The sequence below is a fragment of the Photobacterium sp. GSS17 genome, from assembly GCF_028621875.1.
In the GTDB taxonomy this organism is placed as follows: Bacteria; Pseudomonadota; Gammaproteobacteria; order Enterobacterales; family Vibrionaceae; genus Photobacterium; species Photobacterium ganghwense.
The window spans coordinates 2,176,863-2,197,754 of record NZ_CP117517.1; the positions used below are offsets into that span (position 1 = coordinate 2,176,863).

A 20,892-nucleotide genomic window follows, 5' to 3' on the forward strand; every position below is an offset into this window, starting at 1 on the left:
TAACAATGACTGATGGACAGGGAATCGGGCAATGTCTATTGCCTAAAGTTAATGTTGAACAAATTTCATATTGATTTTGGGTTTTATTATGTTATTTAGCCGTCTAGATGTTTACACCGCCATGATTAACCAGTACATTGGCTGAACATGGAAACCGGCCTGATACAGGCGGGTATGAGCAGAGGGAAAGCCCATTGATTGAAATTAAACATTTGAGAACCCTGACCGTTTTGCGGGACACCGGTTCACTGACCGCCACTGCCAACACCCTTTGCCTGACACAATCTGCCCTTTCCCATCAGTTGAAAGATTTAGAACAACGGTTAGGCAGCCCGCTGTTTTTGCGCAAGACCCGCCCTGTCAGGTTTACCGCCGAAGGAGAAATTTTGCTGCGTCTGGCTGACGAGGTAATTCCCCGGATTGCCAAGGCCGAGCATGAACTGGCGAGCCTGAAGGAAGATGTCAACGGACGGCTGCACATGGCTATTGAATGCCATTCCTGCTTCCAATGGCTGATGCCGGCACTTAAGGAATACCAGATTCACTGGCCAAGTGTTTCTCTCGATTTCTCCTCCGGTTTTGGGTTCGAACCGATTCCCGCCCTGAGCGCCGGGGAGTTGGATCTTGTGATTACTTCAGATATCCAGCCACGCAGTGAAATCCACTATGAGCCGCTGTTTGATTTTGAAATGCGCTTAATTGTGTCCCCTCAATCTCCCCTTGCAGATAAAGCCTGCATTGAGCCGGAAGATCTGGCGGAGCAAACCATGCTCAGCTACCCGGTTCAGAAAAACCGGTTGGACGTGGTTAAACACTTTCTCCAGCCCGCCGGTATCGAGCCGAGCCACTGGAAACAGGCTGACAACACCTTGATGCTGATTCAGATGGTCTCTGCAGGATTGGGCGTTGCAGCACTGCCTAACTGGGCCGTGTATGATTTTGCGCGGCAGGGATTAATCGTCAGCAAGCCGCTCGGTAAGGGGTTATGGCGCCGCCTGTTTGCGGCTATCCGGGCATCGGAACGTGAGCGTCACTACCTGACGGCATTTTTTGCCACGGCAAAACAGCAGTGTCAAACGCATCTGGAAGGAATTAAAGCCGCCTGAGCATTACATTAGTGGCGGAGAATCACATCAGTGGCGGAGCACCGTCGTGACGGCAAGCGGCTCTGTGAAAGGTGCATTGAAGGTAAATCTTGATGCTATGCGATAAAGCCAGCCCGGAGTTGAAGCTGGCCATAGTCTGAAACCAATACAGAATTACCGGTTATTTGACCAAGTTATTTGACCAAGTTATTTGAATTGATTATTGATGGGGTCGTAACGGAAGCCCATCAGCTCCATCTTGGCATTCAGTTCTTCAGAGTCGAGCTCATAACGGCTGGCCAGCTCTTCAAGTGTGGAGCACTCCAGCCGCAGCTTTTCATTGACGATACCGAGAACAATATGACCATCCATGCGCAATAAGTTGTTAATCTCCATGCCTACCCCCTGGTGACGTTCAGCTACTCAGTAAGCTTTTTTACCTAGTAAGCATAGACACTGAGAGACGGAATGAAAAAGCCCCGCCTCACAGTTATCACGTCCGCTTTCACTTCGAACTGAATTCACCGGCTTAGATCATGCTCAGAGCAATACCAGCTGAAAGTTCGCGGACACCACCAGCAACGCGCCAGCCATAACCAGCTGCCATTTGTTGACTGTTTTTCCGCTGAGCAGGTGGAACGCCCACACCAGCAAGCCAATTACCAGCAATGCCAGCGACGCGATCATTGGCTGAATCAGCGTCTGAAGCTGCGCTTCATCCAGTCGGCTTGCCATCCAGAGCAGACAGAGAACACTCACCATCGCACTCGCGAACCCGGCAAACGGCAGCAGACGGTGGAAAGCCTGTAGTCGGGTACGGGCATGCGTCAGCAGAATATGTGCCACCATCGAACCGAACAAGGCAGTCGCCATCAGGCTGAGGGCAATCACCGGCAGTGACATGCCAACCATCACGGCTACCCACACCACAACCGCCAGTACATTTGCCAGATAAAATACTTTCAGCGGCCCGGCATCACGGGTTTTCCCGGTTTTGACCTGCATAGTGAAGTAGCCCACTGCCGCCAGAGGCAAAACGGACAGCGGCTGCGAAAAGGCGGCAATCAGCCAACCAGCCAGCAGAACAGGTAGGGTTTTATGGACACGACCACGCTGACCCGGGCAGATTTCCCCTTTGGTCAGCACCAGAGAAAAAATCAATTGCGTACCCAGCAGCGCAGGAATTAGAAAGATCAATGCGGCATTCATAAGTTGTGGTCTGAAACTAAGAGTCAAAAGTGGCGGCGATCATAGCAATTCCTCATCACGATACCAAATGCCAATGCACGGAATAGATTTTGAACTGCGCATTGATGGCTTTTCGACTAACCACTCAGTTGCATAAAATTCTGTACTGCCCCGTATTTTTTGAATAAGTAGCAAAATTTACACTATGTTTTTGGATCAACATCACTGCACAAATATGCTTGATGGTGAATAATTCGCCTTCACGGAGAAAAACCACAAGCAGTGCGGTTATTACACGTCACCTTAACAATGAGAAGCAACGGAATGCATGAAGCGCCTGGCCAACTGCTAAAGACAATCAAGCTTTATATTCCTGATCTCTGGAGTGCCAAAGCGCATTCTGCCAGCTTTCGTGAAACACGGAGTGGTTACCTGCGCAGCCGGATCACTATGCTGGCTTGCGTGTGGGGCGTTCTGGTTATTGCATGGATTCCGTTTGATCTCCTGTTTCTGCCTTCAGGCCACGGTGAAGCCATTGCCCTGTCCCGCGCGCTGCTGGGAGCATTTCTGTTCGCCCTTGCCCGCGCCAACCACCAACAAACTTCTCTGCGCCACGCCCAACTGTGTATGAGCCTGCTGGTTATCGGGCTGAACCTGTTTTACCTGCACGCTGTGTGGCAACTCGATTTTCCACTGGTGTACAGCGGCTTTATTTACGGCTATACCCTGCTGCCGATTATTCACGTTGCTGTCCTGACCATTCTGCCCGTCACTCTGAAAGAAAGCCTGGGCCTGCTGGCAATTACCGCCGCGACCCAGCTGTATGTCGACCAACAGGCCGGACGGATTTTCACCCCGGAAAACCTCGCCGATTACTGGCTGCAAAATGTGCTCGCGCTGATGGTACTCTGGTCACAGCTCTCCAAGCTCTACATGTTAATGCGCCTGTACCGGCAGGCAACGCTGGATCCGCTTACCGGGGTATACAACCGACGGATGCTGCTGCAGCAGGCGCAAAAAAGCCTGCAGCTGTGCGACATGAAGAAGCAGCCTTTCTCGGTGCTGATCTTCGACATCGATAAATTCAAGCGTATTAACGATACCTGGGGACACAGCACCGGTGATAAAGTGCTGCGTGGTTTTGCTACCTTTTTACAGGGCAACATCCGAAAATCGGATCTGTTTGGCCGCTATGGTGGTGAAGAGTTTGTGCTGTTTCTGCCCAACTGCAATGCTGACAATGCCCAGCAAATCGCCGACCGCATGCTCTCGGCCATCCGTCAGCTTGATTTACCGACAGGCTATGACCAGTCCACTCTACATATCACCACCTCTATTGGTATCGCCTCCTATACCAGCGGCGACACGCTCTCTTCCATGATGGAAAGGGCCGACCGTGCCTTATATGAGTGCAAAGATTCCGGGCGCGACTGTGCCCGCTACCACTCCGTGGGCTACCGTTATGCTGGTGACGAACGCCGCAAAGCAGTGGCTTGAAGCACTGCGACACAGACTTATCAGGTAATACTCATCACTCATCACTCATCACTCATCACTCATCATTAAATGCTCGTAAACGCCCAGCCATGCCTGTTTTCATCCCATATTCGGAACATATACTTATTTTGATTGCGCTATTGCGGGCAAACACCTGCTCCTAAGTGTCACTTTTTTGTGATCATACTCTTATAATCACTATTAAATTTTCGTTTGAACGCTCGAACGCTCATTAGTCTGCTTTTGATCAAGAAAGTCCGACGTATTCCTTGGCATATTATCCTCATGGAAAATAAGGATTCGTTCCTTTTCTGATATTCAGAACAGACAAATAAGCGAAAACGAACATGACTAGTTGGTTTGAAACAGATGTTGTGATCATCGGTGGCGGTGCAACAGGGACAGGTATCATGCGTGACTGTGCCTTACGGGGCATTCGCTGTATTCTGGTCGAAAAAGACGACTTAGCGTCAGGCACTACCGGCCGAAACCACGGCCTGCTCCACTCCGGTGCACGCTATGCCGTCACCGATCAGGAGTCCGCCCGGGAGTGTATTCAAGAAAACCGCATTCTCAAGAAAATCGCCCGACACTGCGTGGAAGATACCCAGGGGCTGTTCATTTCACTGCCGGAAGATGACCTTGCCTTTCAGCAAACCTTTATCAGCGCCTGCCAACAGGCCGATATTGATGTTGAGCAGCTGACACCACAGGAAGCGCTGCGCTATGAACCCAACTGTAACCCCAACCTGATTGGCGCGGTAAAAGTACCGGATGGCACCCTCGACCCGTTCCGTCTGGCGGCCTCCAACGTCCTTGATGCTGTTGAACACGGCGCTCGCTTATTTAACCACACGCACGTTACCGGCCTGATCCGCAACGGTGCTCAGGTGTGCGGTGTGAAATGTCTGAATCTCAAAACCGGACAGGCGTTTGACATTCATGCCAAACAAGTCATTAACGCAGCCGGTATCTGGGGCCAGCAAATCTGTGAATATGGCGATCTGTCGATCAAGATGTTCCCAGCCAAAGGATCATTGCTGATCCTTGATTACCGCATCAACAATCTGGTGATCAACCGCTGCCGCAAACCATCAGATGCCGACATTCTGGTACCGGGCGATACCATTTCACTGATTGGCACCACCTCCGAGCGGATCGATTACGACAAGATTGATGACTTGCATGTCACTCATAAAGAGATTGATATTCTGCTGGAAGAAGGCACCAAACTGGCACCAATTATGGCGAACACCCGGGTACTGCGTGCCTACGCCGGGGTGCGCCCGCTTGTCGCCGTGGATGGCGATACCAGCGGACGCAATATCAGCCGCGGTATCGTGCTGCTTGATCATGCTGAACGCGACGGTCTGGACGGTTTTATCACCATTACCGGTGGTAAGCTGATGACTTATCGCATGATGGCGGAATGGGCGACCGATCTGGTTGCCAAAAAACTGGGCAACACCACCCCGTGCACCACACATGAGCGCCAGCTCCCTGGCTCAGCTCAGCACGCAGTCAAAAAATCACACACCGCCAGCCTGGCAAAACCAGTGTACCAGTCGGCGTATTACCGCCATGGTGAACGCGCCGAGAAGTTCCTGAGCAATGACAAGAAAAGCCAGGCGGTAATTTGTGAATGTGAAATGGTCACCTGTGGCGAGGTGGAATACGCCATTAAAGATCTGGATGTACATAACCTGGTTGACCTGCGCCGCCGCACCCGCATCGGCATGGGGCCTTGTCAGGGTGAGCTCTGTTCATACCGTGCCGCCGGGCTGTTTTCCGAATACGGCAATCAATCAGGCAATGCGTCAAGCCACCTGCTGAGCGATTTTCTGGAAGAACGCTGGAAAGGCATTAAACCTGTTTTTTGGGGCGATGCGCTGCGTGAAAGTGAATTTACCTACTGGATTTATGAAGGCCTGTTTGGCGTCAGCGACCTGCCGGAGCAACAGCCACCACACATCAGCACAAACGGCCAGCAGCCAGCCACTGACCATACAGATTCCATCCGCCGCCCAGCTCACAACGAGGAAACAGCATGAATTTTGACAGCATTATCATTGGTGGCGGTGTTGCCGGCCTCAGCTGTGCCATTCGCTGCGCGGAAGCGGGACTAAAAACGGCTGTGATTGCCGCAGGTCAGAGCGCCCTGCACTTCTCTTCCGGCTCTGTCGATGTTCTCAGCCGCCTGCCAGACGGGTCAGCCGTTTCACAGCCGTTTGCGGCCTTCGAGGCGCTGGCTGCACAGGCACCAGAGCATCCTTACAGTTATCTGGGGGCTGAGCGCACTCAATCGGCCCTGGCTTGGTACACCGCAATGATGGCCGAGTGCGGTGTGTATCTTGACGCGTTACCTGACGGTCAGAACCACGCGCGAGTAACCCCAATGGGAACGTTTCGCGCCACATATCTGTCACAACAGAGCACTTTCCTGTTTGATTTACAGCACCCGGCTCAGGGGCTGTCATCCGTGGCGCTGGTGACCATTGATGGTTTCCGTGACTTCCAGCCGCAGCTAGCTGCGGACAACCTCGCCAGACACCCGGCCTTTGCCGGAGTCGCCATTAAAACCGCGGCCATTGAGCTGCCGGGGTTTGAAACCATGCAGCGTAACCCGTGTGAATTCCGCTCAATTGATGTGTCACGGGTGCTGCGGGATGAAAGCAAGCTGCATGTCTTCGCGAAAACCATGATTCAGCAAGTCGGCAAAGCGGATCTGGTCATTCTGCCGGCGGTGTTCGGTAACGGGGATGGCGCGGCAACCATCAAACTGCTGGAAGGGCTGACCGGTTTCCGGATTTGTGAAATCCCGACGATGCCGCCTTCCCTGCTCGGTATCCGGTTGGAAGAGGCCATGAAATCTCGCTTCAAACAGCTGGGTGGTCTGCTGCTGACCGGTGATGAAGTAACCGGCGGTGATGTGGAAAACGGCGAGCTAAAACGCATCTATACCCGTCATCACGAAGACATGCCGCTGTGCGCGTCGACGTTCCTGCTGGCCTCCGGCAGTTTTTTCAGTCGCGGCCTGCATGCTGACCGCAAACAGATGAAAGAGCCGGTTTTCGGGCTGGATATGGCACAGCCGGATCTACCGCGTGAACAGTGGTATCAGGATCAGTTCTTTACCCGTAGCGGCCACCCCTTCATGAAAATGGGTGTGCAGTGCAACCCGGCCTTAAACCCTTCCCGCCGTGGCGAGACGATTGGCAACCTCTTCTGCGCTGGTGCCATTCTGGCTCACTATGATCCGGTGAGCGAAGGCTCCGGCTCCGGGGTCGCCATTGCCACTGGCTATCAGGTCGCCGAAGCCATGATCCGCCAGTATCAGCTGCGCAATGGCCTTGCTCTCAACGAACATGTTTCAAACGAACAAGATGTAAAACAACCAGATTCACCACAACCAGTACCAGAAAGGACACCCGCATGAGCCTAGTGAAACGAGATACCAGCTTTGATCAATGCATCAAGTGTACTGTTTGTACCGTTTACTGCCCGGTCGCCAAAGCGAACCCTCAGTACCCTGGCCCAAAACAATGCGGGCCGGACGGTGAGCGTTTGCGTCTGAAAAGTCCGGACTTTTACGATGAAACCCTGAAGCTGTGCACCAACTGTAAGCGGTGTGAAACCGCCTGTCCGTCCGGCGTAAAAATCGGTGATATGATTGCGGTGGCGCGTGATGAGCACGGTAAAAAAGCACTGAATATCAAGACCATTCGGGATTTTGTACTGAGCCATACTGATCTGATGGGCTCCGCTGCTACACCCTTTGCCCCAATCGTGAACACCATTACCGGTATGAAATCGGTGAAAAAGATCATGCATCACACAATCGGGGTGCATGACCACAAAACCCTGCCGAAATACTCACACGGTACATTCCGGCGCTGGTACAAGCAAAACTGCACCAGTCAGGCGCTGTATCCGGAGCAGGTTCACTACTTCCACGGTTGTTACGTGAACTACAACCACCCTCAGCTGGGGAAAGATTTTATCAAGGTCATGAATGCCATGAGCATTGGCGTTCAGCTGGTAGAAAAGGAAAAATGCTGCGGTGTGCCGCTGATTGCCAACGGGTTCTTCGATAAGGCGAAAAAGAACGCCCGCCTTAACGTGAACAGCTTTGTCGAAGCAGTTGAAAAGTATGACGCTCCGATTCTGTCGACCTCTTCAACCTGCTCGTTTACCCTGAAAGAAGAGTATCCGCATGTCCTGAAAGTCGACAACAGCCAGGTCGCCAACCGCATTGAGTATGTGACCCGCTATCTGCTCAAGCAGTTTATGAATGGCCGGATGCCGAAGCTGAATCCTGTAAACAAAAAAGTGGTGTACCACACACCGTGTCACCTAGAACGCACCGGCGGCAGCCTGTACACCATCGAGTTGCTGAAAATGATTCCGGGGCTAGAGCTGCAGGTACTGGACAGCCAGTGTTGTGGCCTGGCCGGGACTTATGGCTTTAAAACGGAAAACTATGACACCTCGATGGCCATCGGTAATGATCTGTTCCGGCAAATCAATCGGGCCAAAGCGGACTTTGCTATTACGGACTGCGAAACGTGCAAATGGCAGATTGAAGAAAACAGTGAGCTGGAGGCCATTCACCCGGTTTCCCTGCTGGCGATGGCATTAGCCTGATAACCCTCATCCCGGACGGTTCGTTCCCCGATAAACCGTCCGGGATATTTCTTCTTACTTGCTACTTGCTTTGTGTTGAACTGCTTTTACTACTTTTCTACTTACCTAGGCTGCCTCTATTTGTGAATGCTCTAACTGAGTGTTTTAGCTAGGGGCTTAATTAATTGGCAGTTCATTGCCGGTCGGAGTCTGATTAGACTGTTTTGCCAGCATAAAACACAGCAGCAAAAGAATCAGATACAGCACACTGCCTCCGGCTATCACCCCATGCCAGCCATAATGCTGCCAGCAGTAAATCAGATAAAACCCACCCAGGCTGCCCCCCGCGTAATAGTGAACCAGATACAACGCCGTGGCCGTGGCCTTGGCCGATTTTGCCCGCTGGCTTACCCAGCCATAAGCCAGTGAGTGAGTAAAAAATGCCCCTGAACTGATTAACAGCAAACCGACCACAATGGCAGCTATCGACTCTAGTGCTGCAACCCACATCCCCACAGCACTCACCACCGTTCCCAACACCATACCCGGAATGGTGCGGAAATGCTGGGTCCAACGCCCGCTGAGCTTGGCGGATAATGTGCCACTCAGGTAACAAAGAAAAATCATGGATGCCCAGCTGACCGGCACCGAATAAGGTTCAGCGACCAACCGGAACCCCATAACGGTATACAGGTTCACAAACAGGGCGAAGTTGACCCCGCCAATCAGCATCGCAATCCGTAGCACCGGGTTACGTAAATGGTGAAAAACACTGAGTGTCTGCTGCCGCAACTGGCCGGTCGACGGCGTAAAGTGCGCCTGCTTCGGCAACAGGAAATACACCAGAATCGCTACCAGCAGGCTAAATACTGCCATCACCAACGCCGCGCCCTGCCAGCCAAACTGTTCAGATAAAAAGCCGCCGCTGATACGACCAATGATACCGCCCAGCGAGTTTGCGCTGATATACCCGCCCACGGCCAGCATCAGGGCTCGCGGAGTAAACTCTTCGGCCATGTATGCCACAGCCACAGCCGCAAAACCCGCCAGCGCGGCACCCATGAGAGCCCTCGCCAGACTGAGCGTCAGCAACGAATCAGCCATGACCATCAGACTGCCAATCACCGGTACCATCGCCAAGCTGATCAGCATAACTTCCCGGCGACCTACCCGCTCAGACCAGACCGCCCAAGGTACCAGAGTCAGAGCAAGGGCAAACGTGCTGGCCGCCACCAGCCAGTTCACCTGGGTCGCGCTGGCGGAAAACGTGTCAGCCATCATCGGCAGCATCGGCTGGAATAAGTAAAGATTACAAAATATCAGGAACGACCCCAGACATAGCGCGAAGCTGGCTCGCCGGTATGCTGCGGTTTTAATATCAATCATGACCACACACTCAGAGGAAGGAACTGAGAAAACAGTAGCAATTCCTTAACGATAGTGAAAATATATTAAAACTATCACCTTCATAAACAATCGATATGGATATCCGACAACTGACCTATTTCGTGGCCGTTGCTGAAACACGCAACGTTACGCAGGCGGCAAAGAAACTGCACATCGCTCAGCCGGCGCTGAGCGTTGCGATCAAAAAGCTCGAAAGCCAGCTTGATCTGACCCTGTTTGACCGCAAAGACAGACGCATTATTCTGACGCCAGAAGGTGAAGTACTGCTACACCATGCCCGCCTTATCCTGCAACAGGTCAATGATGCCAATACCGCCCTGAAAGAACTGAAAGGGCTGGCAAAAGGTGAAGTGCGCCTCGGACTCCCCAGCATGCTTGGCTCTTACTATTTCCCGGAAATTCTGATGGGCTTTAAAAGTCAGTATCCGGACCTCAAACTGACGATTGTGGAAGCCGGTACAGAGTCCATCCGCAGGATGTTGCTGAGTGGCGAGCTGGATCTTGGCATTATTCACTGTCTGGAAACCCCGGATAGCCTGGAGACAGAACACCTGCTCAGCTCGCAGATGGTCGCCGTCGTCAGCGAGGACAACCCGCTTGCCAAGCAAACCAATCTGGATTTCGACACCTTTTTTGCTCAGGAACTGGCAATGTTCAAACCCGGCTACTTCCATCGGGAGTTCATAGATCGCTTTTGCCAGCAACACCACTTCACGCCCAATATCGCATTTGAAACCAACCTGCTGCCGTTGATCCTGAAAATCGTCCGACGCGATTTTGCCATTACGGCACTGCTGGAAATGGTGACTCAGCATGAAAGCGGTCTGGTGCCCTTGCCGTTTAGTGAACCGGTGTACCTGAATATCGCCATTGCCTGGCGTAAACACGGTTATTTGTCACTCGCGGATCGGGCGTTTATGGAATTTATGAAAAAAGCACGCTAAGTGTGCCACCCCAAAAAAAGTTGTCCCGGCGGCGGCTGAATAGTTAATACCGGTAACGAAATGGCCGCCCTGTTCTACAAGTTTTTTGTTCAAATTGGCCAGAAGTGACGGCAGATCACTGGTACCTGTTTTGTCAGGAAAGCCAGATGCCGCTGCCTGCAAAAAATTACCACTCCTGTCCTGTTCGCATCTACAGTTGATAATGCACGGGATAACCCGATGGAACAAAAAGAACAATAAGATGGACTGCTGACTGACGGTTCACTGCCAAGGTGTTCTCCGATGACCAGCTTTTATGTAGAAGAGGGACAACCATGAGAAAGAACCGTCATGTGACTAACCGTGAGGTGGTGCTTGATCAACAGGCTCAACTGGTGACAACCACAGATTTGCAGGGTGTCATCACCTATGCCAATGAAGAGTTTGTCAGTGTCAGCGGTTATCACGCTGATGAACTAGTCGGCCAGCACCACAACATTATTCGCCACCCTGACATGCCTCGGGAAGCGTTCGCTGATCTCTGGCAACACCTGAAAGAAGAAAAACCCTGGCGTGGCATTGTCAAAAACTGCTGTAAAGACGGCAGCTACTATTGGGTTGATGCCTATGTCACCCCACTTTACGATAACAACCGGTTGAGCGGCTATCAGTCAGTCAGGCGTAAACCCACCCCTGAGATGATCACCACAGCCACCCGCATTTATCAGCAACTCAATGCCAGAAAGAATCCCTACTCGTTTTCCCTTAAACCTCCGGTCAAACTGGCTCTGACCACCCTGCTCACCATCAGCTCACTCCTGGCGTCGCATTTTTACCTGACGGAGTATCAGGCATTAGCAGGTTTGATCCCACTGGCCATGGTCTTCATTCTGTTTCGAGAAGAGCTGTTCAGCACCCCGAGTTTCTTCCGCCAGCTCAGTCAGAGTTATGACAGTCTGACCCGCATCATATACAGCGGCGACAGCATGAAGTCGATCGCGGATTTTCACTTACAGCTCAATGACGCTCGCAACAAAACCGTTCTCGGACGGATTGATGATGTCTCTCAGACCCTGAAAGTGGTGGCAGACAACCTGACCCGAGAAACGGAAGAGATGCGGGAGTCCATCACCCAGCAAGACAGCGACACCCAGATGATTGCCTCTTCCATTACTCAACTGTCAGCCGTCGCCAGAGAAATTGCGCAGAATACCCAGCTGACCAGCGAGAAAGCCATGATTGCCCAGCAACAGTGCGCTGATACCACTCAGGTGCTGGATGTCACTCAGAACAATATCAACGAACTGGCCATCGAGACCGAAAATACGGCGCAAACCGCCAAATCACTGGTCAAAGTGTCTGATCAGATCGAAACCATGATGATGGAAATTCAGGGCATAGCAGAACAAACCAACCTGCTGGCATTGAATGCGGCAATTGAAGCGGCCCGCGCCGGTGAGCAAGGCCGCGGCTTTGCGGTAGTTGCAGACGAAGTACGGGCGTTGTCACAACGAACCCATGGCGCTACCGAAAAAATTCAGGCCAGCATCGAAGACATTAACGCCACCCTGACCCACTGGCAGTCAACCACCCAGATCAGCATCGCCAAAACTCAGGAATGTGTCGATAACACCAACGCCACCGCCGAGAAAATCCGGGCGGTAGTCGCGATGGTCGATGAGATTGCCGAAATTTCCACCCAGATTGCCACCGCCGCGGAAGAGCAAGGCACAGTATCGGTCGAAATCAGTAACAACGTGCATCAAATTTCTGATACTTCCAACCGAAACCTGGCGCGTATGGAAACCATGAAGCAGGGTGCCGGTATGTTGAAAGAAAAAATGATGATGCTGGAAGGGCTTGGCAAGTCCTTTGGATAAACCGGGCTGGCTACCTTCCCGCTTTTTTATCACCTCCTCCCTGCTGCCGATTCCCCGGTAACAGGGAAAGCAAAAGCAAAAAGTTGCGTTTCCACCATATGCATCCACACTGATAATGCATCTATCAACTGATGAGGATCAGAGCATGGCTAAAGATAAAGATTTAGTGAACTTTGGTGAGGAACATGAGCTGAACAGTCGCCTGAAGAGTATGGGCAAACGGCAGACTCAGGACAATCGCAACAAGCTCAAAGAGTTAGGAACACAGGTCAAACAGGAATTAGGCAAACGCGTGCTAACTCATGATGAACTGCGAAGCGCCATGGAAGCCCATAAAGAAATGTTCGAGTAGCCTCTTTAGAGTGTAAACCCGATACACCCGCCGTTGATTCACCGCTTATACATCGACTTTGGCTAAGTACATTCATTGCCACATTAACGGCTTCAGCTATCGCGACAATAATACGACGTCTACCGCGCCCTCAACGAGAGCAAACCGTCCTCGTTACAGGGCGCACATTTGCCCAAAAAAGATAAGAAAAAGAAAAAGAAATTTGTAGCGAGCCAACCGCTTGCAAGCGGGTTTGTTGCAGAATATTTTTCAACGCCACTCTATCCCTACCTGTTCGCAGCGAGCCTCCCTCTCCTTCGGTTCGTCTTTTATTCATGCCCGACAAATCTTCTGCATATCCCAACCAGCCTCAGCGCGTTTGTTAGTAGGCGAGCATTATTCCGTTACACCCGTCAAAACGACGTATAGTTAACTGACTGCGAAATTATCTGGTGCGAAGCAACTCTGTAAGCTGGTTTTCATGACTGCAGTAAAAACCGTAAAAACCACACTTAACGCCAGAGAAAAACCGTAAAAATAATAGGTTTTACCGGCTTTCAACCCCTTACAGATTAAGGGCTAGATAGTTGTTTTGCGAGGGGCTATAATTCCCGCCTTCAAAATTTGAGGTCAATCTATGCGCACTGAAGTAACACCTATTAACAGCTATCCGAAATACTGGGCGGAATGCTACGGCACAGCCCCTTTCCTCCCGACGAGCCGGGAAGAGATGGACGCCCTAGGCTGGGATAGCTGCGATATCATCATTGTTACCGGTGATGCTTATGTTGACCACCCGAGTTTTGGTATGGCTGTTATTGGCCGGGTACTGGAAGCGCAAGGCTTCCGCGTCGGTATTCTGGCTCAGCCGGACTGGAACTCAAAAGAACCGTTTATGGCTCTGGGCAAGCCAAATCTGTTTTTCGGCATTACCGCCGGAAACATGGATTCCATGATCAACCGCTACACCGCTGACCGTAAACTGCGTCATGATGATGCGTACACTCCAAATAACGAGGGTGGCAAACGTCCTGACCGCGCAGTACTGGTGTACTCTCAGCGTTGCCGTGAAGCCTACAAAGATACTCCGATTGTGTTAGGGGGTATTGAAGCCAGCCTGCGTCGTCTTGCGCATTACGATTACTGGTCTGACAAAGTTCGCCGCTCGGTACTGTTTGATGCCAAAGGGGACATCCTGCTGTTTGGTAACGCCGAACGCGCCCTGATTGAAGTCGCGCACCGTCTGGCTGATGGTGAAGATATCACCACCATGACCAACATTGCCGGTACTGCCGTTATTCTCAAAGAGCTGCCAGCCGGTTACAAAGAGATTGACTCCAGCCGTATTGAGAAACCGGGCAAGGCAATGCCGATGCCAAACCCTTACGCGACGGAAGAAACCTGCGCGACGAACAAAGACGCCAAAGCCGAAGAAAAAGCAGCAGTGGCTGAAGCCAAGCCATTCACGATTCAGCCATCGCGTCATGACTCAAAAACCACGGCTGTGCGCCTGCCGTCTTACGAAAAGCTGCGTAATGACCGTATTCTGTACGCACACGCCAGCCGAATCATGCACCTGGAAGCGAACCCTTACTCTTCCCGCGCGCTGATTCAGCGTCACGGAGATCGCGAGCTGTGGGTAAACAAGCCGCCAGTTCCGCTGACAACAGAAGAGATGGACTTCGTCTTCGGCCTTCCTTATGCCCGTGTTCCTCACCCGATGTACGGCAAAGCGAAGATCCCGGCGTATGACATGATCAAAACCAGTGTCAACATTATGCGCGGCTGTTTTGGCGGCTGTTCGTTCTGTTCGATTACTGAGCACGAAGGACGGATTATTCAGAACCGCTCTCATGAGTCGATCCTCAACGAGCTGGAAGAAATCCGCGACAAAGTACCGGGCTTTACCGGCACAATTTCAGATTTGGGTGGCCCGACAGCCAACATGTACCGTCTGGGATGTTCTGATCCGAAAGCCGAAATAAACTGCCGTCGTCCGTCATGTATCTTCCCGGATATCTGTAAGAAACTGGATACCGACCACAAACACACCATTGACCTGTACCGTAAGGCACGTCAGGTGAAAGGCATTAAGAAGATCATGATCGCCTCAGGCGTACGTTATGACTTGGCCATTGAATCGCCGGAGTACATCCGTGAGCTGGTTACCCACCACGTCGGGGGTTACCTGAAGATTGCACCGGAGCACACCGAGAAAGGGACTCTGGATCTGATGATGAAACCGGGTATGGGTACCTATGACCGCTTCAAAGAGCTGTTTGACAAATACAGTAAAGAAGCCGGTAAGAAACAGTACCTGATCCCTTACTTCATTTCGGCGCACCCGGGTAGTACTGACGAAGACATGCTTAACCTGGCCTTGTGGCTGAAACAAAACGATTTCCAGTGCGACCAGGTACAGAACTTCTACCCGTCTCCGATGTGTAACGCGACGGCGATGTACCACTCTGAAACGAACCCGCTGAAACGCGTGAAATACAAACAGCGTGAAGATCTGTTTGTTGCCAAGGGCGACCGTCAGCGCCGCCTGCATAAGGCGCTGCTGCGTTACCATGATCCGGCAAACTGGCCGCTGATCCGTGAAGCGCTGCTTAATATGGGTAAAAAGCACCTTATCGGCAGCCGCCCAGAGTGTCTGGTACCGGAAGAAGGCAGCGATGCCGAACTGACTCCAGCGCAACGTCGTGGCTCCAGCCGCCACGGAGCGAAGCGTTTCGCGACCAAACACCCTAACCAGCCGGATATCCGTAAAGACGGACAACGTGGTCAGGGCAGCAGTCACCAGGGGCAATCAGCTCGAGGTGGAGACAGCCAAGCCCGTAGCGGTAATGGCCCAGCTCGCGGCGGTAACGGACCAAAAGCCGGTAACAAGCCAGGCGCTTCAAAAGGTCAGGCACAAGGCAATGGCCAAAAGCCAAAGAGCAAAGGGTCGTTCAGCGGAAAACCATCATCCCGCAACGGCAACGGTAAGCCGGCACGAGCGAAAGCACGGTAATCGGCCCGAGTTTTCGGCATCCGTCCGATCACATCAATAAGCAAACAGCCCGCACGATGCGGGCTGTTTCTTTTTGGAATTAACGACCTTGGGTTTTACTCACGGAACGAGAAAATACGTGAATCTCGCATCCGTTTAGCATCAATGTCGCATCAATTCAGAGGCCATTAGTATCACCACCAGCACGACAATGATCGCACCAAAAACCAGTACCACTTTATGCTGGGTTTTCTCATCGAGGTACTTTACAGCCAAGCCACCGAGCAGCAGCAAAATGACAATCACCGCCAGTTTTAACATCTCTGCCCCTCTAAAATGCGTTCCGTATCTTTAGCTTAGCAAACCGTCCGCCCGAATTTTGCAAGCCGGATCATACTTCAACCTGTGTCATCAGCGATAATTCGGCATACAGTTCAGGCCGGAAATACACCAGCTGATTTTTACCCTGCGCCTTCGCCCGGTACAACACCCGATCCGCCCGGGCTATCGAGATTTCGACATTCTCGGCCACTTTCGCAACACCGATACTCACGGTAATACAGCAGCGCTTGGTCCCGTTGGCGATCAGGGTACTGGCAATGGTTTTACGCAACCTTTCCAGTTTCTGCACCACAGCCTGCTCATTCGGCACCGTCAGCAGCACTGCGAACTCTTCTCCCCCGTAACGCGAAACCACACTGTGCTGGTCAAAACTGTCTTTCAGCACCCCGGCAATACTCAGAATGACCTGATCACCAAACAAATGCCCATGGGTATCATTGATACGCTTAAAGTCGTCGATATCGATCATCGCCAGATAGTAGCAATCAGAGCCGCGACACAGTTGATGGTTGATCTGTTCACGCAGATAAACCTTATTCATCAGGCCGGTCATCGCATCTTTGCTTTGAATGCGCTGGCTCAACATGACGTGATTAAGCGCACTCTGCGCGTAGTTCTGAACAATTCCGGCAAATAACGGGAAGAAAAAGCGCACGTTGTGGACATACAGCAAACCAATCAGCTGGTTTTTCTGCGTCAGCGGAATACGGATACACGGCTGATATTGCACTATTTCATGTTCAAACCCGGCCTGCTCGTGCGGTGAGACCAGGCGAATCCTCTGCAGTTCTCCTTTCAGAGCCACCACAACCTGCTTTTCTGTGATAACGATCGTGCCATCCGCCGACTCATATTCCTGATTATAGGCATCATGAATGAGCAAGGTGATCCCGTTACAGGTCACCAGATCATTCACCATATCCAGCAAATGAGCGGTCAATTCCGAGGGGGTGCTGACATCGTTCAGGTGGCGTCCGTCAAGGTTAATCCGGTACGTGACATAGCCAACCAGCACCAGAATCGCAATCATCCCGACCAGACCGGCAGAAACCGCACCGAGACTCAGGGTACGCTTGATAAGATCTGCCACACTGGTGCCGGACAACACGATCCAGTCATATGATGGCGTAATATCGTACACACTGAATTTAAGCTGGCCGTCATACTGATAAGAGCCAATATAGCCACTTCGATGGCCGTCCTGGATTGTCTGGAGCATAGCAGGGGTGACGCTCACCGATGGTGTGCCTACTCTGCTGGGGTCCGGGTGCATCACAATCCGGCCGGTCTGAGCTTCCACGGCGTACACGTAACCACTGTTCAGGGTTTTTAACAGCGACAGATTTTCATACAGGCTGTCAGCATCAACTTCCAGAATCAGGCGGGCATCGTGATCGCCTTCAACGGTAATCACGCGAACCAAAGCCACAGACCACTGTTCGGTACTGCTGCTCCAGTAAATCGGTGTGATATAGGTTTCGCCGGGAGCCGCATCGGCATTAAACCACGGCCGCTGCCGGACACCTTCTTCGGCATCCACAATCTGAAAACCGCCGGTTGCATAAAAACTGCCCTTCACCAGCACACCAACCTCCAGAAATTTGGGCTGGTTATCGACCATTTCCTGCGCGGCAGCAATCAGGTGATCAGTATCCCCGCTGTATTGCCACAATCGTTCCAGCAAAAGGAGATGCGCTTCTGCTGAAGAAAAATGCTGCTCGAGATATTCTTTCGCCAGATTCACATTTGCGCTTGCCTGACGAATCGCCTCATCCTTGGTGTGCTTGTACTCTGCGTATCCTACATAAACTAATAAACCGATAACAAAGATAAAAATAGGGAGAATAAGCTTAATTAACGTTTTCGGCTTTATTTTTCTCATCGGTTCTTAATAACCTGCTTCATATTTCTTTTGTGTGGTATTTCAACTTATTGCTGGCGCATATTATCCACAAAATATGAAAAACTTCTTTGATATGTTCAAAGTAGCCTATCAATTAGTGACATATCCCACATTCAGAACGTTAATTACAGGATAGTCATTAAATAAAAAACACAGGCTGCGAATATTCGCAGCCTGTGTTATCAATAGAACAAACTTTATATTAACAACGAAGACAGTCTCGTTATCAGATCTCGAACATCGGATAATCTTTCAGCGCCGGAATCTTTTCATGTAGCGCCTGCTCTTCCTGAGCCAGTCCCTGCATGGAGTCACACACATTTTCCGCTTTTTCGGCAACATCCGCACTGCGTATTTTAATTTGATTTTCCATACTGGATTTCAATTCCGACATTTTATTTTGAAACTCAGTGAAATTCAGTTCACCTTCTTTCATTTCTTCTTTTAATTCCGAAAACACCGCAGACATTGACGCACCACTTAAACGTTGCATCACCTGTTCAAACTCTTCTTTCCAGCTGGTTTCAGCCGTTGTAAAAATATCAGCCGGCATTACAAACTGATCATCCTTGTAGAACTTTTCCCGCGCTTTGAGGGTATATTCGTCCACCAGTTTGTCGACTTCCGTAAATGCCTCATTACTGTCGAAAGCGGATGCCAGCTCGGCAATAACCGATTTAGCCATGCTGCTACCTTCTTCCGCAACCGCGGCCACCTGTGGCAAATATTGCTGAACATGCTGGCTGTAAGCTTCAACAGCTTTTTGCTGGGCATCATCCAGGGTGACTCGTTGCCCATTGATGTACAGCTGATAATTTTCATCAATCAGCACTTTCGGCTGTTGTTCCTGATACAACGAAACGGTGTTGTCGACAATATGAATATCATTCCTGACATCCACCGGGCACGTTTGTGCCTGCGCGCCAAACGACGCTCCTATGACAACCAGAGCCAACATTGAATGCTTAATAGTCATTTCCATAACAAACCGCTTTTTACCACAAGAATGAACATAATGTCATAAGTTTTACCGCAGTCAACATGCGCTATTTTGCCAGTGATTTTCGCCGGAAACGTAAAGAAATAGTCAGAATGTAAGGGTTACCCTTAATACAGATAGGTATATACTAGCGATTGAATTTGCTAACAGACTAATACCGTGGAAAAAGTAGCCATTTTCGTCGATGTCCAGAACATCTACTACACCGTCAGAGATGCCTATGGGGCTCACTTTGACTACAACGCATTCTGGGCGGAGGCCACCCAAGACCGCACCGTGGTAGCGGCCTACGCATACGCCATTCATCGTGGCGATGAAAAACAACGCCAGTTTCAGAATATCCTGCGTGGAATCGGGTTTGAGGTGAAACTGAAACCGTTTATTCAGCGCAGTGACGGCTCCGCCAAAGGCGACTGGGATGTGGGCATTACCATTGATGTGCTGGAACACGCGCCTGATGTCGACCGTATTATTCTACTTTCCGGTGACGGTGACTTCGACCTGCTGGTTGAAAAGGTACAGTCAAAGTACGGCATTGATGTTGAGATCTATGGTGTACCCGGTTTAACGGCCACTTCACTGATCCAAACTGCGCATGCGTTTCGCGAAATCGAAGAGACACTGCTGTTGCAACGGTAGCTGGCTGGGCCGGATCAAATGGCCGAGTGAAACGAGTGAGAAAAGAGATCGCGCAGACATCCAAGGCTAAATCAGAGTCAACAAAAACATGGGGAGCCTTTAAGGCTCCCCATGTTGATCCTGCTTATCATGACGTGCGTCGGAATGACCGCCATTTTCCAGTGTAGCGTGAACTGTTGCTATTAAGTATCACTATTAACAGGAGTGATGTTTGCTCAGTGGCCAGGAGAGATACCTTAACCGTTCTGCCAGTTGGCTGACATACTCAGCTCATACTGTTCACGACACCTCTTCAGTGCGCCCGCCATCATCTTCAGCGGTACAATCACGAAATACAACGATGCAACTACCACCATCGCCGGGTCGGCGTACACCGCGTATTCTTCCATCCCCACATAGGTCAGCAGAGACGCCACGATAAAGCCAGCCATCACGGCGGCACTGATCACCGTATCCATCAGCCATTGTTTAGACTCGGCTGTCACCAGCGCAGATTGAGCTTTCTTGCCATAGCGCACCATCACCATGTAGGAAGCGATACAACCCACTACGTTTACAACCCCAAACAACAGCGCCAGACCGGCATCAACTTCACGGCCGCCGGATATCATTGCCGATACTGCCGAGCTGAATGAGAGCGCACACATCAGTGCAATAACCAGCCCTTTAAATGCAATTACACCTGGCTCAATCATGCCAAGACGCGGGTTCTTACGCGCTTTTGGCGAACGGATATATGACGCGGCTGCCAGCGAAACAAGGGTAAGCGCCAGGCTGACCAGCGAGTACGCCCCGTCGAACACAATCACCAGCGAGCCCATCCATAAACCGAGCCCGATACCCATCAAGGCGAAAAATAAGGCAGAAATTGTAGAGAACTTTAATAGTTTTCGTTCTAAAGATACATTGCATAGCATATAAACCTCGATGCTAACGATTTTTCGTCAGCTTTTATTCGATTTTGTGGAACTGAAACTAATCATAGCGGGGGTTTTCACATGGTGATAATCACTCAGCGACGAGTTTTTCGTCGCAAGACTCGACAAGGGTGGGTTTTTCAGCAGACAATGTGTTTTGAC

Annotated in this window: 17 protein-coding genes; 10 read left to right on the plus strand and 7 right to left on the minus strand. The window is 51.1% G+C overall.

All coding sequences use genetic code 11. From position 1 onward, the window contains the following. Nucleotides 1–194 precede the first annotated feature (194 nt). Entirely contained in the window at nt 195–1,106 is a 912-nt protein-coding gene (metR, locus tag PGW97_RS09735; protein ID WP_047883518.1) for an HTH-type transcriptional regulator MetR, read from the plus strand. Nucleotides 1,107–1,292: 186 nt separating this feature from the next. Here the strand turns inward: metR and PGW97_RS09740 are convergent, their stop codons facing one another. After that, complete coding sequence (locus tag PGW97_RS09740; RefSeq protein ID WP_047883517.1) at nt 1,293–1,481, minus strand: DUF4250 domain-containing protein; 189 nt, start codon at nt 1,479–1,481, stop codon at nt 1,293–1,295. A gap of 144 nt (nt 1,482–1,625) precedes the next feature. Then, the gene (locus PGW97_RS09745; RefSeq protein ID WP_047883516.1) at nt 1,626–2,294 is read right to left on the minus strand and encodes a hypothetical protein; all 669 of its coding nucleotides are present in this window, start codon (nt 2,292–2,294) and stop codon (nt 1,626–1,628) included. A gap of 303 nt (nt 2,295–2,597) precedes the next feature. Between PGW97_RS09745 and PGW97_RS09750 the strand changes: the two genes are divergently transcribed. The 4 genes from PGW97_RS09750 to glpC all read left to right on the plus strand — a co-directional run bounded on the left by PGW97_RS09750 (nt 2,598) and on the right by glpC (nt 8,414). Continuing rightward, nucleotides 2,598–3,770, plus strand: coding sequence for a GGDEF domain-containing protein (locus PGW97_RS09750; RefSeq protein WP_273857199.1), 1,173 nt, complete (start codon nt 2,598–2,600; stop codon nt 3,768–3,770). Between the two features lie 347 nt (nt 3,771–4,117). Further along, entirely contained in the window at nt 4,118–5,821 is a 1,704-nt protein-coding gene (gene glpA / locus PGW97_RS09755; RefSeq protein WP_273857200.1) for an anaerobic glycerol-3-phosphate dehydrogenase subunit A, read from the plus strand. Then, the gene (glpB, locus tag PGW97_RS09760) at nt 5,818–7,206 is read left to right on the plus strand and encodes a glycerol-3-phosphate dehydrogenase subunit GlpB (RefSeq protein ID WP_273857201.1); all 1,389 of its coding nucleotides are present in this window, start codon (nt 5,818–5,820) and stop codon (nt 7,204–7,206) included. The genes glpA and glpB overlap by 4 nt, the downstream gene beginning before the upstream one ends. Beyond that, nucleotides 7,203–8,414, plus strand: coding sequence for an anaerobic glycerol-3-phosphate dehydrogenase subunit GlpC (gene glpC, locus PGW97_RS09765; RefSeq protein ID WP_273857202.1), 1,212 nt, complete (start codon nt 7,203–7,205; stop codon nt 8,412–8,414). The genes glpB and glpC overlap by 4 nt, the downstream gene beginning before the upstream one ends. 156 nt (nt 8,415–8,570) lie before the next feature. Here glpC and PGW97_RS09770 read toward each other — a convergent pair whose 3' ends face one another. After that, a complete protein-coding gene (locus PGW97_RS09770; RefSeq protein WP_207103580.1) occupies nt 8,571–9,779 on the minus strand; it encodes an MFS transporter in 1,209 nt (402 codons plus the stop codon). 95 nt (nt 9,780–9,874) lie between these two features. Here PGW97_RS09770 and PGW97_RS09775 point away from each other — a divergent pair, with 95 nt between their 5' ends. The 4 genes from PGW97_RS09775 to PGW97_RS09790 all read left to right on the plus strand — a co-directional run bounded on the left by PGW97_RS09775 (nt 9,875) and on the right by PGW97_RS09790 (nt 15,950). Next, nucleotides 9,875–10,744: a LysR family transcriptional regulator gene (locus tag PGW97_RS09775; protein WP_273857203.1), complete on the plus strand. Its 870-nt coding sequence runs from the start codon at nt 9,875–9,877 to the stop codon at nt 10,742–10,744. Nucleotides 10,745–11,058: 314 nt separating this feature from the next. Beyond that, the gene (locus tag PGW97_RS09780) at nt 11,059–12,603 is read left to right on the plus strand and encodes a methyl-accepting chemotaxis protein (protein ID WP_217392620.1); all 1,545 of its coding nucleotides are present in this window, start codon (nt 11,059–11,061) and stop codon (nt 12,601–12,603) included. Between the two features lie 145 nt (nt 12,604–12,748). Continuing rightward, on the plus strand, nt 12,749–12,955 hold the full coding sequence (locus PGW97_RS09785) for a hypothetical protein (protein WP_047883508.1): 207 nt from the start codon (nt 12,749–12,751) through the stop codon (nt 12,953–12,955). A 616-nt stretch (nt 12,956–13,571) separates the two neighbouring features. Continuing rightward, complete coding sequence (locus tag PGW97_RS09790; RefSeq protein ID WP_273857204.1) at nt 13,572–15,950, plus strand: YgiQ family radical SAM protein; 2,379 nt, start codon at nt 13,572–13,574, stop codon at nt 15,948–15,950. 141 nt (nt 15,951–16,091) lie between these two features. Here PGW97_RS09790 and PGW97_RS09795 read toward each other — a convergent pair whose 3' ends face one another. The 3 genes from PGW97_RS09795 to PGW97_RS09805 form a co-directional block, all read right to left on the minus strand. Then, complete coding sequence (locus tag PGW97_RS09795; protein ID WP_047883506.1) at nt 16,092–16,250, minus strand: hypothetical protein; 159 nt, start codon at nt 16,248–16,250, stop codon at nt 16,092–16,094. A gap of 70 nt (nt 16,251–16,320) precedes the next feature. Continuing rightward, the gene (locus tag PGW97_RS09800) at nt 16,321–18,153 is read right to left on the minus strand and encodes a sensor domain-containing diguanylate cyclase (protein ID WP_273857205.1); all 1,833 of its coding nucleotides are present in this window, start codon (nt 18,151–18,153) and stop codon (nt 16,321–16,323) included. 247 nt (nt 18,154–18,400) lie between these two features. Next, the gene (locus tag PGW97_RS09805) at nt 18,401–19,156 is read right to left on the minus strand and encodes a DUF2884 family protein (RefSeq protein ID WP_273857206.1); all 756 of its coding nucleotides are present in this window, start codon (nt 19,154–19,156) and stop codon (nt 18,401–18,403) included. Nucleotides 19,157–19,333: 177 nt separating this feature from the next. On the opposite strand from PGW97_RS09805, the gene PGW97_RS09810 reads away from it, so the two are divergent. Continuing rightward, nucleotides 19,334–19,813, plus strand: a complete 480-nt coding sequence (locus PGW97_RS09810; protein ID WP_047883504.1) for a LabA-like NYN domain-containing protein — start codon at nt 19,334–19,336, stop codon at nt 19,811–19,813. Between the two features lie 236 nt (nt 19,814–20,049). Here the strand turns inward: PGW97_RS09810 and PGW97_RS09815 are convergent, their stop codons facing one another. Beyond that, nucleotides 20,050–20,730 (minus strand): cation transporter, encoded by a 681-nt coding sequence (locus PGW97_RS09815; protein ID WP_047883503.1) that lies wholly within the window; start codon nt 20,728–20,730, stop codon nt 20,050–20,052. Nucleotides 20,731–20,892: the final 162 nt, after the last annotated feature.